15 protein-coding genes are annotated in these 17,726 nt (G+C 33.1%); 12 read left to right on the forward strand and 3 right to left on the reverse strand.

Translation table 11 applies throughout. The features are described 5' to 3' along the window. Positions 1–9: 9 nt before the first annotated feature. Complete coding sequence (locus VQL36_RS06945; RefSeq protein ID WP_349248605.1) at positions 10–1,344, reverse strand: NAD(P)-binding domain-containing protein; 1,335 nt, start codon at positions 1,342–1,344, stop codon at positions 10–12. A gap of 341 nt (positions 1,345–1,685) precedes the next feature. On the opposite strand from VQL36_RS06945, the gene VQL36_RS06950 reads away from it, so the two are divergent. The 11 genes from VQL36_RS06950 to VQL36_RS07000 all read left to right on the forward strand — a co-directional run bounded on the left by VQL36_RS06950 (position 1,686) and on the right by VQL36_RS07000 (position 14,308). Then, positions 1,686–3,059 carry an ABC transporter substrate-binding protein gene (locus VQL36_RS06950; RefSeq protein ID WP_349248606.1) on the forward strand — a complete coding sequence of 458 codons (1,374 nt, stop codon included), beginning with the start codon at positions 1,686–1,688 and terminating at the stop codon, positions 3,057–3,059. 160 nt (positions 3,060–3,219) lie between these two features. Continuing rightward, on the forward strand, positions 3,220–4,098 hold the full coding sequence (locus tag VQL36_RS06955) for a sugar ABC transporter permease (protein ID WP_349248607.1): 879 nt from the start codon (positions 3,220–3,222) through the stop codon (positions 4,096–4,098). After that, positions 4,098–4,916, forward strand: coding sequence for a carbohydrate ABC transporter permease (locus VQL36_RS06960; protein ID WP_349248608.1), 819 nt, complete (start codon positions 4,098–4,100; stop codon positions 4,914–4,916). Before VQL36_RS06955 ends, VQL36_RS06960 begins: the two co-directional genes overlap by 1 nt. Position 4,917: 1 nt before the next feature. Continuing rightward, the gene (locus VQL36_RS06965; protein WP_349248609.1) at positions 4,918–6,705 is read left to right on the forward strand and encodes a sensor histidine kinase; all 1,788 of its coding nucleotides are present in this window, start codon (positions 4,918–4,920) and stop codon (positions 6,703–6,705) included. Continuing rightward, positions 6,702–8,297, forward strand: a complete 1,596-nt coding sequence (locus VQL36_RS06970) for a response regulator (protein ID WP_349248610.1) — start codon at positions 6,702–6,704, stop codon at positions 8,295–8,297. Before VQL36_RS06965 ends, VQL36_RS06970 begins: the two co-directional genes overlap by 4 nt. 55 nt (positions 8,298–8,352) lie before the next feature. After that, positions 8,353–9,918, forward strand: a complete 1,566-nt coding sequence (locus VQL36_RS06975) for a glycoside hydrolase family 3 protein (RefSeq protein WP_349248611.1) — start codon at positions 8,353–8,355, stop codon at positions 9,916–9,918. A 562-nt stretch (positions 9,919–10,480) separates the two neighbouring features. Continuing rightward, a complete protein-coding gene (locus VQL36_RS06980; protein WP_349248612.1) occupies positions 10,481–11,308 on the forward strand; it encodes an electron transfer flavoprotein subunit beta/FixA family protein in 828 nt (275 codons plus the stop codon). Continuing rightward, entirely contained in the window at positions 11,308–12,339 is a 1,032-nt protein-coding gene (locus VQL36_RS06985) for an electron transfer flavoprotein subunit alpha/FixB family protein (RefSeq protein ID WP_349248613.1), read from the forward strand. The genes VQL36_RS06980 and VQL36_RS06985 overlap by 1 nt, the downstream gene beginning before the upstream one ends. Further along, complete coding sequence (locus tag VQL36_RS06990) at positions 12,332–13,627, forward strand: FAD-dependent oxidoreductase (protein ID WP_349248614.1); 1,296 nt, start codon at positions 12,332–12,334, stop codon at positions 13,625–13,627. Before VQL36_RS06985 ends, VQL36_RS06990 begins: the two co-directional genes overlap by 8 nt. Before the next feature lie 2 nt (positions 13,628–13,629). After that, positions 13,630–13,926, forward strand: a complete 297-nt coding sequence (locus VQL36_RS06995) for a ferredoxin family protein (protein ID WP_413789488.1) — start codon at positions 13,630–13,632, stop codon at positions 13,924–13,926. Between the two features lie 181 nt (positions 13,927–14,107). Continuing rightward, positions 14,108–14,308 carry a hypothetical protein gene (locus tag VQL36_RS07000; protein WP_349248615.1) on the forward strand — a complete coding sequence of 67 codons (201 nt, stop codon included), beginning with the start codon at positions 14,108–14,110 and terminating at the stop codon, positions 14,306–14,308. Positions 14,309–14,451: 143 nt separating this feature from the next. On the opposite strand, the gene VQL36_RS07005 is transcribed toward VQL36_RS07000, so the two are convergent. Together VQL36_RS07005 and VQL36_RS07010 are read right to left on the reverse strand one after the other, a co-directional pair. After that, positions 14,452–14,691 (reverse strand): hypothetical protein, encoded by a 240-nt coding sequence (locus VQL36_RS07005; protein ID WP_349248616.1) that lies wholly within the window; start codon positions 14,689–14,691, stop codon positions 14,452–14,454. A gap of 254 nt (positions 14,692–14,945) precedes the next feature. Next, the gene (locus VQL36_RS07010) at positions 14,946–16,658 is read right to left on the reverse strand and encodes a M3 family oligoendopeptidase (RefSeq protein ID WP_349248617.1); all 1,713 of its coding nucleotides are present in this window, start codon (positions 16,656–16,658) and stop codon (positions 14,946–14,948) included. A 169-nt stretch (positions 16,659–16,827) separates the two neighbouring features. On the opposite strand from VQL36_RS07010, the gene VQL36_RS07015 reads away from it, so the two are divergent. Then, a complete protein-coding gene (locus VQL36_RS07015) occupies positions 16,828–17,694 on the forward strand; it encodes a DNA/RNA non-specific endonuclease (RefSeq protein ID WP_349248618.1) in 867 nt (288 codons plus the stop codon). Positions 17,695–17,726: the final 32 nt, after the last annotated feature.

Here is a 17,726-nt window from a genome sequence, read left to right on the forward strand (position 1 = left end):
CTTTTTTGTTTATCCACAACATCCTACAGCAGATTTTTCCGGAGAAAGGTCTGCTACACAACATTCATTTGAAGATTCTTTATTAACTGACTTTGAGATACTGCATACACCTGTCTCAGGTAGTTCTAATTGAACTTGTTTAGCGCTTTCCAAATCACCTGTTATATAAGCGACAACAGATCGAGCTTGCTCATATCCAGTTGCTAATAAGAAAGTAGGTGCCCTACCATAACTTTTAGATCCAATGATATAGAAGTTATCCTCTGGTTGTCTTAACTCTTTTTCACCATGTGGTCTAACTGTTCCACAACTATGAATATTAGGATCAATCAATTCAGCTAAATCAGGTACAGACTCTGTGGATGGATCACTTGCATACCTTATTTCCCTAAGCATATTAAAGTTTGGTCTTGCACCTGTATTTGAAATAATTTCATCAATCTCTCTAATGCTATAATTTTGATCATCTTTTACACCCAGAATACTCATTTTATGATTTGCTTCTTTTTGGACGGAGTGTATGAACATTGGCGTATGAACTAAGATTTTTCCATTTTGTATAAGCTTTTGAATTCTTGTTCCTAGTTCACCTCGTGCTGGCAGTTCATCATTTTCCTTTCCTCCATAAGCCTCACTAACCTTTTTTTTCCTTAAAGCCCAAACAAGTTTTGTATTTTCATTTTGCTCTTGAAGTTTAGCAAGCTCTAGAAGAGCATTAATTGCTGAATGACCCCCACCTACAACTAATGTTGTTTTCCCTTCGTATCGCTTTCGATCCTTATTCAACACATCAGGGATGCCATAATAAATTTGGTTTTCTACATTTTTTTCTCCATTTGCATGAATGCCTCCAGAACCGATAGGATTTGGATTTTGCCATGTTCCAGTGGCATCAATAACTGCTTTTGCTTCATACATTTTATATTCACTGCCTTCTTGAACATGAATCATAAATGGAATTTTCTCACGATCGTTTGATTTCAATTTATCTAATCCTTTTCTACCAATAGATATCACCTTACTGTTTAAATGAATATGTGGTTTGAACTCAGGTAGTTTAGATAATGGTTTTAAATATTGTGATACAATTTCACCACCTAAAGGTAACTCATTTTCTGATGGAAGAGGGATTTCGTGTTTTAATAATAACTCCTTTGCTGCTTTGTCTATGTTGTATTTCCAAGGTGAAAATAAACGAACGTGATGATAGTCTAAAAAGTTGGTACCTACTTGATTCCCTAATTCAAACAAAATGAACGATTCTTTTTTTTGTACTAAATGTGCTGCGGCTGCTAAACCAACAGGACCTCCACCAATAATTGCAACAGGCAAATTGTTATTCATAATCATAACCTCCATTAATCTTCTTCAAAAACTATTTAATTTTAATTAATCAAAAAAAATTGATTTAAAAGTCAACATTTTTCATCAGCAACGCAACAAGCATCAGCAATTAATTATAATTTAACTAAAGTAAAATTAATTAATCAAAATAATTTGATATAAGTCATATTACAATTGAATCCTATTTTTGTCAATATTAAATCAAAAAAAATTGATTTAATATTAGAGAATTTTATCCCCTTATTCTTTTTATTTAGACCTCCCTTTAACCTAATGTTTATCCCTATAATGAATACAAGAATTAAATTGTGACTATAGAATCTCTTAAGGAGGGTCAAGCTATGAAAAAAATATTATTAATATTTATAATGGTTACGTTTGTAAGCTCTATTGTTTTAGCTGGCTGTGGTAGTGAAACTAACACTGAGGAGACAACCGATGGAATGGAAGAAAAAGTGAATGAAGAACCTGCCAAGATAGAAGAAGATGACCAAGAAACAGTTACACTTACTTTACGTCATACACAAATAGGTGAAGGGAAACAGAGCCGTTTGGTGCTTTTGGAGGATGCAGTATCGGATGCAGAAAGTAAATTGGAATATGTCACTTTTGAATTAGAAGCTGTTGATCATGAAGTCAATCGTTTTGATAAGTTACCAGCTGAGATGGCAGCAGGTAATCAACCAGATATTTTTGATTTATTTGGGGGAGCGGATACGATTAGATACGCTAAAGCAGATCGATTACTTTCTTTAAATAGTATTTTAGACGAACTGGGATTAACAGATCAATTTATTGAACTGGACGAATTTACAGTTGACGGAGAGGTTTATGGTCTCCCAATTGGAGGTTTTACGGAAGGATATTTTTATAGCAAACCCATTTTTGAAGAACTGGGTGTGGAACCCCCGTCCACATGGGCTGAATTAGAAGACATTGCTCTAAAATCAAAAGAAGCCGGTTATGTACCATTTGCAATGGCTGCACAAGGTGCATGGGTACCTATGATGACGATGAACACGCTAGTTGGTCACTCTGCTGGACCTGATTCCATTCAAGGTTTAATTGAAGGAACACACAAATGGACAGATCCTGAAATGGTATCCGCTTTTGAATATTTACAAGATTTCGTAGAAAAAGATTACTTTAAACGAGGTTCATTAGGTTTAGACTATGGAGAGCAGCGTAATCAGTTAATTGCTGGTGAAGCTGTTATGATGTTTGATGGTAGCTGGACCAGCTCTGTTTTTACAGATCCGGAACAAGCAGGTGATATGCTTGGAGATATTGGTTACTTTGGAATGCCAGGTGTACCAAATGGTGTAGGGGATCAAACTGCAGTAAACGCTGGTTTTTCAAATGGATACGGTTTTTCATCAACCATTGCGGATGATGAAAAAAAATTAGAAGCAGTAAAACAATTTATTAAAAGTATGTACAATGAAGAAATGCAAAAACGAGGTCTTATTGAAGATAATGTACTTCCATCTATGAAAGTTGCAGATTTATCAGGTGTAGATCCACTAATGTCAGAAATTATTGAAGTGATGAATTCCGCCGGAGGAGCTTTTCCAGCCATTGATGGGGTTATTCAAGCAGAAGTGAATACAATCTTGGGAGAAGGAATACAACGAATTCTTGGAAATGATGTGGACCCATTGGAAATGCTAGAAGAAGTGCAGCAAGTTCAAGATAAAGCGAATCAAGATGGTTAGTAGGCAGTGAAAGAAATGTTTGAACATTTTGAAATCTAAACAGGAACTTTAAAAATGAAAAGCCACCTTCATAAATTTCTTAGAAGGTGGCTTTCATAAAATTTTGTGATCAAAATGGTCAGTCCTATTACGGGTTAATATAGAATTGGAGTGGACTCTGATGAACAAAACATTAAGAAACCCCCTAGTTTACATTTTATTATTATTACCTACGGTATTGTTATATTGTTTGTTTATGGGGATGCCTGTCATTCAAGCCTTTTATTATGGTTTTACGGATTGGGATGGGTTAAATCCACCCACTTTTAATGGTATAGAAAATTTTCAGGAAGCATTCAGTGATTCAGATTTCTGGTTGTCAGTTTTAAATAATGTATACTTTATTTTATTTTCAATGGTTATACAGCTTCCTATTATTATATTTCTAGCGTTATTAATTAGCCAAATAAAAAGATTTAAAGCTTTTTATAAAACCGCGGTTTTCATTCCATCTATTTTGTCTACAGCTGTCATAGGCATTTTATGGGGGTTTATTTATGAACCGGATTCAGGTTTGTTAAATCAATTTTTAGGACTTTTTGGAGTGGAAAAAATATATTGGTTATCTGATAAAAGTACCGCTATGATCTCTATTTTAATTACGAATGCATGGCAATGGACGGGTTTTTATATCGTTTTAATTTTAGCAGCAATATTAGGAATACCAAAAGATTTGTTGGAACAAGCAGAGATTGATGGGGCAACAAATTGGAATAAATCTACTAGAATTATTATTCCTTTAATTCGTCCCATTATTATAGTAGTGATGTTATTGTCAATAGCAGGAGCTATGAAAGCGTTAGATATTGTCTGGGTTATGACAGAAGGTGGACCCTTTGGAACAACGGATGTGATGGCAACTTATATGATTAAAGAAGCGTTTCGTGAATATCAGTATGGTTATGGAAATGCAATCTCTATACTTATTTTTATATTTACTCTCGTTATCACAGGTTTATTTCAGTGGATCACAAAAAATAAAGAGAGGATTGAATATTAATGAAAAAAATCTTCTCTCATATTATATTAATGTCGTATATACTAGTAATAATCATTCCTTTTGTTTTTGTTCTTTTTTCCTCTTTCAAAGAAAATAATATTGAAATTGTAACAAACCCTTGGGGGCTGCCCTCTTCCTTTCATTTTGACAACTATGTAATGGCTTGGAAAAATGCCAAAATCGGTACTTACTTTTTTAATAGTTTATATATTTCTGTCGTTGCATCTGTTGCCACTTTAGGATTTGGAGCTGCAACATCTTATGCACTAACTAGAATGAAGTTTCTCAATCTTAGCAAATTTTTTTATTCGTTTATTTTATTAGGACTTGTGATTCCTACAGGTTCTTTATTAGTACCTCTTTATAAGTTAATAACGGACTTACATTTATATAATACACATTTAGCTTTAATCTTCCCGTATGCGACTTTTGCTTTACCTGTTTCTATTTATATCATCTGTGCTTTTATGCGTGCGATTCCAAGTGAATTAGAAGAAGCAGCTATGATAGATGGGTTAGGTGCATTTGGATTATTTATAAAAATTATATTACCTATCTCTATCCCTCCACTTGTCACAGTATTTATTCTTAATTTTCTTGGAAATTGGAATGAGTTCGTCATGGCAAACTTCTATTTATCAAGTGAAAATCTAAGAACATTACCAGTTGGCATGGTAGGGTTCAGAGATGCTTTTAATACAAATTATGCTCAGTTATCTGCGGGAATTATGTACAGTGTAGTACCTGTACTTATCATATATAGCATCTTACAGGAAAAGATCATTGAAGGGGTAACTGCTGGCAGTGTGAAAGGATAGGATGAATTTGAAATTAAGCCATAAAATATTAATCGCTTTTTTTGGATTCATCATTATCCCATTATTTTTAGTTGGTTTAACGGGTTACTATTTTGCATTGCAATTTATTGAGGAGAAATATAGTGAACAAACGAAATTGACTCTTAATGCAGTTTCGCAAAACATTCGTTATATCATTCAGGACATTAATAATTTTTCGGATTCTTGGATTGTAAGTCAAGATATTCAGTCGTTATTTAAAACGCCTTTATTAAGTGAATTAAATCAAATCAAAGCAGAAAAAACGATATTGCAAAGTTTATTGACCCATCCGAATGTACAAATGGCAACATTATATAACTTTGAGGAAAAAATAGTTTCTTCAGCTAAAAATGAAAATTTACATACAGTACCTTATGAAAAATTAGCTAATTCTGAAGTGTATGAGAAAATGTTTGGATACACAGGTAGACCGATTTGGATAACACCACATGAGATTGAGTCATTTTCAATTCGAAATAATCTATACACTCATGTACGTGTAGTGAAGGATTTTTATTCACTTGAAAATCTGGGTGTCATCATGATGCAAGTTGAACTTAGAGAATTAACAAACATTTTTAATTCTTATGAACAAAATGGACAAATTTCTGGACAACACTTTTTGATTGTGAATGATCAAGGAACGATTTTTTTCGACCAGAAAAATTTATATGAAGGTCGTAATATTTTCGATTTATTACCTACAGATTTTTCTTTTAAGAAAAAATTTATAAGCGATAAAAGTGATTTTGATGGTGTGGAGAGCATCGTTTCCAGTTATCAGCTTGGGTTAGTTGATATGGTTGGTAGTAATTGGCACTTAGTATCCGTGACTTCTTGGGCGCTTTTAACACAAGAAACAAATTCAGTATTAAAATGGATAGCATTCGTCACTTTTTTTTGTATTATTAGTGCTCTATTATACAATTTGTTTTTTGTCAGGGGTATTGTTCAATCTATCATTAGAATTATAAAAGCCATGCGTCAAGTTGAGAAAGGATACTTACAAGTAAAGGTTGCTGAGAAGGGGAATGATGAACGGACGGTTTTAGCTAGGGGATTTAATCATTTAACTCAAAGAATTAGATTCTTGATTGAAGAAGTCAAACAGGAGCAGTACAGAAAAAACAAAGCTGAATTGATGTTAATGCAAGCACAGATCAAGCCTCATTTTTTATTTAATACATTAGAATCCATTAATGCGTTAGCCATTCAAAATGAAGGTGAAAAAGTAAGTCAGATGGTACAGCGGTTAGGAAATATTTTACGAATTAGTTTTCAAGAAAAGGAAGAAATTCAAATCAAACAAGAAATTGAACATGTTAGAAGTTATTTGGAAATACAAAAATTTCGCTTTATTGATCATTTTGATTATGAATTTGATATATCTGAAGAGATTTTAGATTCCAGAATTTTAAAACTAACATTGCAACCTTTTGTAGAAAATAGTATACAACATGGTTTTGAACGAGCAGAACAAAAAGGGGAAATCCGTTTAATAGGGAAAATAGAGAATGAGAAATACATCGCAATTTATATTGAGGATAATGGGAAAGGCATTCCAAATGAAACTTTAGAAAAGTTCCAATATGAAAAAGATGTAAAGTTAAATCAACATTCTAATGTAACACATGGTTTAGGTATTAAAAATGTTGCTGAACGTGTTCGTATTCATTATGGAATTCCTTATGGGATTTTCATTTGCTCTCATGAGCGTGGGACAACGATCAAATGTGTTATACCTCTGGATAAGGATGTGATGACATGAAATTTAAATCGTTGATCGTAGATGATGAAATTCATATTGTAAAAAACTTACAAAAGGTGCTTCCTTGGCAAGAGATGGGATTCATCAGTGTGGAAACAGCAGTAAATGGTCAAGAGGCTATAGACATTATGACTAGTGATGGTGGAATCGACCTTATATTATGTGATATCAAAATGCCTGTGATGGATGGACTTACTTTTATTAAAAAACTTAGAGAAGTAAATAAAGAATGTGAAATATTATTATTAACGGGGTTTCAAGAGTTTCAATATGCGCAAAAGGCAATTGAATATCGAGTAAGTGAATATATTTTGAAACCGATTGATTATTTAAAACTAGAAGATACTATACATCGTTTGACTAAACATATTAAACATCGTAAACAGTCAATCGTGACTCAACAAAAGTTTGATAGTATATCAGACTTAGCTTACGAGAAAGTATTTTACGATATGGTTATGAACTATTCTTCATCTCAAATGTATACGTTAGGATTAAATGAAGATACCAACCTTATACAATCTAAACATTATCAATTTTGTTTAATACATATCGAGGATTATTTTAAAAAATCAATGGATTGGAGTAAGAAAGAAAAAACATTATGGAACTTCGCGGTTAGAAATGTATTACATGAAACGTTGGTTGAATTTATTGACCGCCCCATCGTATTACAAACACGTGATGGAGAATGGAGTGTCATATACGAATGTGATTTAAAAACTTATCAGGAAATTGACACGAATCATTACATGAAACACCTAGAAGAAATGGTTCAAAAATACTTGAAATTTAAAATTAATACAGTAGTTTGGGATAAAGCGGTTACTATGTCCTTACTTTCAGATACCTATCAAAAATTACAATCCGTTTTAGTGTTTAGATCAAATAAATTATATGTAAAACAGGAGAGTCAATCAGATTCTACTTCTCAATTTTCCATGTGGTATGTTGCAAAAGAATTAATTACAGGACTGAAACAATCAGATTCGCATAAAGTAGAGTTGGGTTTAGAACATTTAATAGAAGAAATTAATAACATAACGCAACATTCATATCAAACAGCTCAACAGGTATTACATTTTATGATTTTACATTTAATAAGAGAAATGAAAGAGCTGGACATTATTCGCTCTGAAGATGAACAAAAATATTGGAAGATGCTTAAACATAGCATTTCAATTAATGATCTGTTACAAGCGATAAACGAACTAGTTTACTTTTGTTTAGATAAAATTTGCAATAAAAAAAGTAGTGATGTATTAATGATCTCAGCGGGTGATTATATTCAACATCATATTTCATCTGATTTAAGTATTGATGAATTATCCAATTATTTAAAAATCAGTCCGAGTTATTTTAGTTTATTATTTAAACAGCATTTTCAAATGACTTTCATAGAGTATGTGACCAAACAAAGATTAGATTTAGCAAAGTCATTGTTAATTATGACAGATCATAGTATTACCAAGATCGGTAAAATGATCGGATATGCTGAACGAAGATATTTTACAAAAGTATTTCAAAAAAATGAAGGTTTATCACCTTCAGAATACAGATTGAAATTTCGAGATGAAGGAGTGAATTTTTAAAAACATGAAGTAAATCTAGAATGGAGGTATTTATATCGATATTCAAAATTTGAGTTTGGAGCAAAAAATAGGTCAAATGTTTATGTGTGGTTTTGATGGATTACAGCCATCTAAGGAAATTGAATGTTTAATTAGCAAATATCATTTAGGTGGGATTATATATTTTCGCAGGAATGTTTCTTCCATTGACCAAGTTCACCGATTATCGGTTTCATTACAACAAATGGCTGAAAAAAATGGTGATTTTCCATTATTCATTAGTTTAGATCAAGAAGGCGGAATGGTAAATCGTATAGATCAAGGTGTTACCCTCTTCCCAGGAAATATGGCATTGGGAGCTACAGGTGATCCAAATTTAGCATATCAAGTTGCAAGGATTTCAGGAAGCGAATTAAGCTCATTAGGAATTAACATGAATTTAGCTCCATGTTTAGATGTGAATAATAATCCAGCTAATCCTGTCATTGGTGTCCGGTCTTTCGGTGATTATGCAAAGTTTGTTGGTGATATGGGGAGCGCTATGGTAGAAGGTTATCAATCAGCTAATGTTTCCTCTGTTGTTAAACATTTTCCTGGTCATGGAGACACACAAGTAGATTCACATCTATCTTTACCTGAAATTACATATGATTTAAATAGATTGAAAGAAATTGAATTGGTTCCTTTTAAACAAGCAATTGAACATGGGGTTGATGCTGTTATGACGGCTCATATTTTGTTTCCTTCATTGGAGTCAGACCGTAAACCTTCAACGCTTTCCAATAAAATCATCACAGGTTTATTAAGGGAGCATTTGAAATTTGATGGTGTAGTTGTTACGGATTGTTTAGAAATGAATGCCATTTCAGAAGAGTTTGGCACTGCAGAAGGTGCCGTATTAGCTGTTGAAGCTGGTGCAGATATTGTTCTAGTTAGTCACTTATTTGAAAGACAGGTTATGGCGTATAATGCAGTGTTAAAATCGGTTCTAGAGGGCAGAATCTCTGAGCATCGAATAAATGAATCGGTAGAAAGAATTATAAAATTAAAAGAGAAACGGGATATTGCAAAGTACGATATTCATTTTGAACCGTCGAAAATAGGGTTAGATTCACATCAAAAAATAGTACAAGAGATAACTCAAAAGTGTGTTACTCTTGTAAAAGATAATACTCATCAACTACCTTTGGATATTAATAAAAAAACGCTGGTGATATGGCCAGAAGATAGACTTACAAGTCCTGTAGATGATGTAGGAAAACAGGAGACTAGTTTAGGAAAAATACTAAAATCAAGAATAACGGGATTATCAGAGGAAAAAATCCACACTGATCTTAACCATGAGGAGATTCATCAGATATTAAATATGAGTTCAACATTTGAACAAATTGTAGTAGCAACATATGATGTTAAGTCTTTCCCTAAACAAATAGAATTGGTTAAAATGTTGGCAGAGCGTTGTGAAAAGGAGAAATCTAAACTAATCACAGTTGCAATCAGAACACCTTATGATATACAAGCTTTTCCTGAGGTGAAGACATTTTTAGCATGTTATGAAAATCGACCGATGATGATTGAGGCATTAGCTAATGTTTTAGTAGGGACAGAAAAAGCAGTGGGGAAAGTTCCAGTTAAACTTTAAATTATTATAGTATTGATATTGATAATTATCCTGTATCGTATTCTTTATGCAAAAAGTGTATCTCAGTAACCTGAAATACACTTTTTTTGTAATTTATTATACTGTAGAGGGTAAGCCATATAGGTGATATCCCCAATTGTTTTGAAAAATCTAAATTTTTAATCAAAATATGCAAATGTTGTGATATAATAATATGTGAAAAAAAGAACTTTCACAATCAACGTAATTTAATCCCACCTATGATAAACAGAAAATATATATAGTTATTACTTTAAGGAAAATTAACTATACTCATAATGATTTCCACATAAATTTTATAAATAATCTACAATAATAGGAATTTCAATCTAACAACTACTTAAAAATTCAACCTAACTCATTATATATAACTTAATTAATCATGTATGAATTAATCTGTACTTTGTGTAAGCACTTACATTTTTAATAACCAACTCTAGCGATAACCAGTAAAGGTGGAGGCCATAGTAGGTTTAACTATGTGAATACAATCACAAATTGTGATTGATATATATTTCATTTTACAAGGGGGAAGATGTTAGACATGCACATCGTGGTTTGCGTAAAACAAGTACCTGACACTAGAATCATTAAAGTAAATCCAAAAACGAATACGTTAGACAGAAGAGGAATACCAGCTATTCTTAATCCTTTTGATTCACATGCCGTTGAAGCAGGTGTTCGATTGAAAGAAAAAGTAGGCGGAACCGTATCTGTATTATCTATGGGACCTCCGAATGCTGTAAAGATGATTAGGAAATGTGTAGAAATTGGTGCAGATGAAGGGTATCTGATCTCGGATCGTTTTTTCGCTGGAGCAGATACATTGGCAACAAGTTATGCACTATATAAAGCTTTTGAAAAAATGCTAGAAGAAAAACCAGTAGATATCATTATATGTGGAAAACAAACTATTGATGGGGATACAGGTCAAGTTGGACCTGGGATTGCTAGAAGATTGGATATCCCTCCGATAACGAATGTGATTGAAATTAAAGAAGTAGATGAGAAAGCAAGAAAAGTAGTAGTTAAAAGAAAATTAGAAGATGGATATGAAATAATTGAATCCAGTTTACCTTGTTTATTAACAGTGGAAAAAGATATAAATCCAGTATCTTATTCACCACTGCCAAATATGATAAAAGCAGCTCGTTATGAACCGACGATATGGAAAGTCGATGATTTAAACGATGTAGATAAAAAACAGCTAGGTTTAAAAGGATCACCAACAATCGTAGCAAAAATGTTTGCCCCTCCAAAACTTGAAGGCGGGAAAAAAATAGAAGGAAACGCTGTAGAGCAATCGAAGCAAATTGTATCCTTATTACTTGAAAAACCTGAGCTTTTCGAGAAAAAGAGGGGGAGAGCCTGATGGAAAATAACAGAGGTGTATGGGTATATATGGAACAAAAGGAAGGGCGAATTGTAAACGTATCTTTAGAATTATTAGGGGCAGGTCGAAAGCTTGCAGATAAACTGAATGTTCCCTTGTCTGGTGTTCTTTTAGGAGATAAAGTTAAACATTTATGTCCAACCATATTTGAATATGGAGCAGATGAAGTGTATGTAATGGATGATCCTATTCTTAAGAACTACCGTACTGAATCTTTTATGAAGGGTGTTAACCACTTTGCTGAAAAATACCAGCCTGAAATTTTTCTATTTGGTGCTACGCCAAACGGTAAAGATTTAGCAAGTGCCGTTGCAACCGATTTAAGTACAGGATTAACAGCAGATACTACCATGTTGGATGTAGAAGTGGAAACGAGATTACTAGAAGCAAGTCGCCCTGCTTTTGGGGGGAATATTATGGCTACGATTTTATGTAAAAAACATAGACCTCAAATGGCGACTGTTAGACCGAAAGTAATGAAAGCATTGCAGCCTGAAATGGGAAGCAAAGGAAAAATCATTGAAGAATCATTGGATGTTAAAGAAGAAAACTTACGCACGAAAGTATTGGAAATTGTAAAAGATACAAAGAAAAAATTAAAACTAGATGAAGCAGATATTATCGTGGCAGGTGGTAAAGGACTTGGAGATGAGAAAGGTTTTACGTTAATTCATGAGCTAGCAGAAGTTTTAGGAGGAAGTGTGGGTGCAAGTCGTGATGTAGTTGAAGCTGGATGGATCGGTCATGATCATCAAATAGGTCAGACTGGCATTACTGTAACACCTAAAATCTATTTTGCCATTGGGATCTCTGGAGCCGTACAACATGTTGTTGGGATGAAAAATTCCGAACTCATTATAGCCATTAATAAGGATGCAGGTGCACCAATTTTTGATGCTTCCACTTATTCCGTTGTTGGAGATGCACTAGAAATTTTACCTATTTTAATAGAAGAATTCAAAATTTCCTTAAAACAAGAGGTAGAGGAAGGGGAAGTAAAACATGCCTGAAAAATTTGATGTAATCGTTGTAGGAGCTGGACCATCGGGTACTTCCTGTGCTTATAAATGCGCTCAAGCAGGGTTAAAGGTATTACAAATTGAACGTGGAGAATATCCTGGATCAAAAAATGTAATGGGGGGCGTGCTTTATCGTAAACAAATGGAAGCCGTCATTCCTGAGTTTTGGAAAGATGCACCTGTAGAAAGAGCTATTGTGGAACAAAGAGCTTGGTTATTAGATAAAGATTCAATGGTAACAACTAGTGTGAAGAATAATAGTTGGGAAGAAGAACCATGTAACAACTATACGATATTACGAGCTAAATTTGATCAGTGGTTTGCGAATAAAGCCGTTGAAGCGGGTTCTTTGCTTATTAATGAAACCGTAGTGCTTGAATGTATCGTGGAAGAAGGAAAGGTAGTGGGGGTAAGGACAGATCGTCCTGATGGAGATGTTTATGCGGATGTGGTTGTACTTGCAGATGGTGTAAATTCACTTCTTGCTAAAAAGTTAGGATATCACAACGAATTAAAACCAGAAGAAGTAGCGCTTACCGTCATGGAAGTATTGAATCTTCCAAAAGAAGTCATTAATGATCGCTTTAATGTAACAGATAATCAGGGGGTTACAATAGAATTATTCGGAGATGCTACAAAAGGAAATTTAGGAACCGCCTTTATATATACGAATAAAGAAAGTTTGAACCTTGGAGTAGGAACAACACTTTCAAGCATGATTAAAGCTAAAATGAAACCTTATGAATTAATAGAGTATGTGAAAAATCATCCTATGGTCAGTCCGCTCATTAAAGGAGCTGAGTCAGCGGAATATTTAGCTCACTTAATTCCTGAGGGTGGTTATTATTCCATTCCGAAATTGTATGGCAATGGCGTATTATTAGTCGGGGATGCTGCACAAATGGTAAATGGTATTCATCGAGAAGGTTCAAACATGGCAATGGCTTCAGGAACGCTTGCTGCTGAAACAATTATTGCAGCTAAAGAAAAAGGGGATTTTTCAGAAGAAACGTTATCTAGTTATAAAACAGCTATACTTGATAGCTTTATAGGTAAGGATTTGAAGAAATATAAGGATGCAAATCATACCTTTGAAGAACAACCACAGTATTTTAAAGATTATATTCCAATGATCAATCGTGCTGCCAGCAGCTTTTTAACTGTTGACGGCACTTCCAAAAGAGACAAACAGAAGGAAGCTTTAAAAACATTTACCAAAGAAAAAGGCACGTTTACAGTTGTTAAAGACTTATATCGTGCATGGAAGGTGATGAAATAAATATGGAAGAGAATAAAAACGCTCAAACGATTGAAGAAAAACAATATTTAATTCGATTCAAGGCAGACACAGAATCTCATTTACACGTCTTGAGTCACGATGTTTGTATAGAAAAATGTCCGGATAAACTTTGTACAATATTTTGTCCAGCAGAAGTGTACAAATGGGAAGATATTCGGATGCATGTTGGTTATGAAGGCTGTCATGAGTGTGGAAGCTGCCGAATAGGTTGTCCACATGAAAATATTAAATGGGAATATCCTAAAGGCGGGCATGGTATTATCTTTAGGTTAGGATAATAGAGAGAGATTAGTCATTCTTGAATTTAGGAATAAGAAAAAATATTAAGTTGAGGCACTGCTTTTATGGTGGTGTCTCTTTATATTGATTTTTTATTTTAAACTCATCTAAAATTTATTATTAAAACTTCATATGTTATTATAGTTGTATTAATATTTGGATTTGAAAGGACATCAATCTATGGATAAAATGTTGGACAAGTTATCAATAAAAGGTTTAATTGAACAAAGTATAAATACTGATGCAAAAATCATTGCATTAACAAAATTATTAGCTGACCAAGGTGTGATAAGTTTAGAAGAATTTAACGAAGAACATCAAAAAGTTATGAAAAAATTTGATAGTTTAATGGAAGAATGGAGTAAATCTGAACACGAATAGAAGAAATTAAACCAATTTAAAGATAATTTCGGTAAAACCGTCTCATCTTTTTTTATAGAAAGAGCCAATATTTGAAATGGGATTGATAGATTATAAATTCATCACAATCCCATAGTGCATTCGGTTTATTTAAAAAAAACATACTAATGCAAAATTTTTTTGATTAGACAAAACAACAAAAAAAAGCTTGCAATTAGAAAGAGAATGATACTAGGTATGACTGCGAATACGATAGTGAGTTGTATGAGTTCATCTTGTAGACTTGGATTTCTTGCAACTCCTAAGACAAGACCATTAGTGGCGATTCCTAAACCAATCGCAATTCCAGCCAATGCAATGAAAGCACCTAAACATAAACCACAAATTCTTTTGCATTTGTCCATCTTTTCACCTCCCTCATGATGTAGGAGATTCAAAAAACAATTGCTATAGGTATTAATCACATCATGTGAATTTCTTTTAATTTATGCACTGGAGATATAGATGGTTTGTATGAAAGCCCTTTTTTTAAAAAAAAGGGCTTTCGGATATTTGATAGGTACAAGTTTACTGATAAACTATTCCACAATTTATCCTATGATTTTTATTGTAAAGAGGCCACCTCTATAGGTGGTTTCACCCACTAGTGATGCGTATATTAAAGTTTTTTATCATCCACTTGATCTAACCAAGCTTCAATTTCATTAATTACAGACTGAACACAACCGTCTTTAAATGGTGAAATTAAATTAGCTTCTTTCACAAGTTCTATGAAAGACTTACTACCCCCTAAGTTACATAAGTGTAAATAATCTTTCCATGCTTCAGAAGGGTTTTCTTGTGCTCTTTTCCAAAATTGTAAGGCGCAAATTTGTGCTAAAGTATAATCAATGTAGTAAAAAGGAAAATTGAATATATGAGCTTGTTTTTGCCAAAAACCACCGTTTTCTAAATAATGATTATCATCATATTTACGGTGAGGCAAATAGACTTTTTCAATTTCTCTCCACTTAGCTTTTCTTTGCTGTGGACTAGCTTCTGGATTATCGTATACAAAATGCTGGAACTCATCGACAGCTACACCGTAAGGTATGAACAGAATGGCTCCACTTAAATGAGCAAATTTGTACTTTTCTGTGTTTTCTTCAAAAAATAATTCCATCCAAGGCCAGGTTAAAAACTCCATACTCATCGAATGAATTTCACAGGCTTCAGCAGTAGGCCATTTATATTCAGGTAGATTTATAGAACGACTCCTATAAACTTGAAAGGCATGACCGGCTTCATGTGTTAATACATCAATATCATCTGACGTGCCATTAAAGTTAGAAAATATAAATGGAGATTTATACTCATTAATATACGTACAATATCCGCCACCAGCTTTTCCTTTTTTGCTTACTAAGTCCATTAATTCATTGTTGGACATGAATTGAAAAAATTCATTTGTTTCAGGAGATAGTTTTTTATACATCGTTTTGCCATGATTTATAATCCATTCTGCATCTCCTTTAGGTGCGGCATTCCCAGATTTAAAGTTGAAATTCTCATCATAGTTATAAAGAGTAGATATTTCGATACGTTCTTGTTGCCTCTGGCGAAGTTTAGTTGCTAAAGGTACTATAATCTCCCTAACTTGTTTTCTGAAATTAGAGACCATTCTAGCATCATAATCTGTTCTCGACATTCTGTTATAACCTAACTGAGTAAATGAATCATAACCCAAAGTTTTTGCAATTTTGGTACGAACTTTCACTAACTGATCATAAATGTTATCGAACTGCTCTTCATGTTCTACAAAAAAGCCAGTTCTTGCATTCTCGGCTTTTTTACGTAGTTTACGGTCTGGGGACTGGGTATACGCATTTAACTGTTGTAAGTTAAGTTCATCTCCTTCAAAATTAATTTTTGCTGATGCAATTAACTTTACGTATTCACTTGATAATTTATTTTCTTTTTGTAAATCCTCTATAATGTCAGGTGAAAAGGTTTTTAAAGTGAGTTCTGCTAATTCAAAGAGTTGTTTCCCCCATTTTTCTTCTAAATGATCACGGTATTTAGAATGAACAAGCGCATTGTAGAATTTATTAGTAATGTTCTCCATAATCGGTTTTTTTTCATCCATGTATTCTTGTTCTTTTTTATAAAATTCATCGTTAGTATTCACAGTATGTCTTATGTAAACTAGTTGACTCATAGAATCAAATGAATTACGAATCTCATTAATCTTATTCATGGATTGAGTTTGTTGTTCTGCATTATTAGAAGAATTAAATTCTTCTAATAAAATATTAAATTGTTGTTCAATGCTTTTTATGTCTGGCCTAACGTATTCCATTTGATTAAATTTCTTAATGTCTTTCATTTCCATACCAACCACCTATTCTAATTATATTTAAACCTAATATATATATATTCGATATCAGAATACAATTCCTCCTCCATTATAAAATCTTTCAATACTAAATAACAACATTTCCCATATAATATGTCATAATATTGAAAAGCACGTTATACTAAATTTTAAGGAGGGACAACGTATGTTAAAAAAAGGATTCGATCCCAACTTCTTAGGAAATGATTACATTATCCCGATTCCAAGGTTAATTGATCAAACCAAATTAGATGCATTAAACTGTGGTGAGCTTTTTCATTATACTCATTTTTCTTTAGTGATGAATAAAAGGCGCAGATTTTTAATTTATGGTGCTAATAATATAGACAAAAATACGATGAAAAATGTTAGTCGCAAGGATGATTGGCATTTTTGTAATCGGATGGGTGTAGAGAATCAGATTGGAAACGAATTCTATAGAAATAATCCTTGGGATCGAGGGCATATGGTTCGAAGGAGAGACGTTTGTTGGGGAAGTTTAGAAGAAGCAAAACAAGCGAATTTTGATTCTTTTTGCTGGGGGAATATCGTTTTACAGCACGGTGAAATTAATCAAGGGATTTGGAATCAAATTGAAAATTGGATTTTAGAGCTTGATGATAATTACTTGAAAAAACTATCCATTTTTACAGGTCCTATTTTTACAGATCATGATAGGGAATATTGTGGGGAAGATCGAAAGTTAGGCTGTGGTATTCAAATACCGGCTGGGTTTTGGAAGGCCATGTTTTATATTAATAAAAAAAAGGAATTACGTTCTTTAGCTTTTGTAGTTAAACAAGATGATTTTTGGTTCAATGAATATGGTAAGCTGTTTAAAACCATTGAAAATTATCAAGTATCATTAAATATGGTCAGCCAAATTTCGGGTGTAGAGTTTGAAGATGTATTATATGATACGAATCCATTGTTTTTTTGGTCAAACCAGTTTACTTTTGGTAAAAATATTGAAACGCCTGAGCTTTATAAAATTCGTGGTAAACAGGACTTAATTATTGAACGTGAGAATTAATAAGTCACCATATTAACCAAGTATTTCCAGTT

The sequence above is a fragment of the Chengkuizengella sp. SCS-71B genome (assembly GCF_040100845.1).
Lineage (GTDB): Bacteria > Bacillota > Bacilli > Paenibacillales > KCTC-33759 > Chengkuizengella.

Coding starts and splice junctions, on each gene's coding strand:
- VQL36_RS06985 (WP_349248613.1), top strand. CDS start 11,308: ATGGAAAATAACAGAGGTGTATGGGTATATATGGAACAAAAGGAAGGG.
- VQL36_RS06980 (WP_349248612.1), top strand. CDS start 10,481: ATGCACATCGTGGTTTGCGTAAAACAAGTACCTGACACTAGAATCATT.
- VQL36_RS07015 (WP_349248618.1), top strand. CDS start 16,828: ATGTTAAAAAAAGGATTCGATCCCAACTTCTTAGGAAATGATTACATT.
- VQL36_RS06950 (WP_349248606.1), top strand. CDS start 1,686: ATGAAAAAAATATTATTAATATTTATAATGGTTACGTTTGTAAGCTCT.
- VQL36_RS06990 (WP_349248614.1), top strand. CDS start 12,332: ATGCCTGAAAAATTTGATGTAATCGTTGTAGGAGCTGGACCATCGGGT.
- VQL36_RS07005 (WP_349248616.1), bottom strand. CDS start 14,691: ATGGACAAATGCAAAAGAATTTGTGGTTTATGTTTAGGTGCTTTCATT.
- VQL36_RS06955 (WP_349248607.1), top strand. CDS start 3,220: ATGAACAAAACATTAAGAAACCCCCTAGTTTACATTTTATTATTATTA.
- VQL36_RS06995 (WP_413789488.1), top strand. CDS start 13,630: ATGGAAGAGAATAAAAACGCTCAAACGATTGAAGAAAAACAATATTTA.
- VQL36_RS07000 (WP_349248615.1), top strand. CDS start 14,108: ATGGATAAAATGTTGGACAAGTTATCAATAAAAGGTTTAATTGAACAA.
- VQL36_RS06960 (WP_349248608.1), top strand. CDS start 4,098: ATGAAAAAAATCTTCTCTCATATTATATTAATGTCGTATATACTAGTA.
- VQL36_RS06945 (WP_349248605.1), bottom strand. CDS start 1,344: ATGAATAACAATTTGCCTGTTGCAATTATTGGTGGAGGTCCTGTTGGT.
- VQL36_RS06965 (WP_349248609.1), top strand. CDS start 4,918: ATGAATTTGAAATTAAGCCATAAAATATTAATCGCTTTTTTTGGATTC.
- VQL36_RS07010 (WP_349248617.1), bottom strand. CDS start 16,658: ATGGAAATGAAAGACATTAAGAAATTTAATCAAATGGAATACGTTAGG.
- VQL36_RS06970 (WP_349248610.1), top strand. CDS start 6,702: ATGAAATTTAAATCGTTGATCGTAGATGATGAAATTCATATTGTAAAA.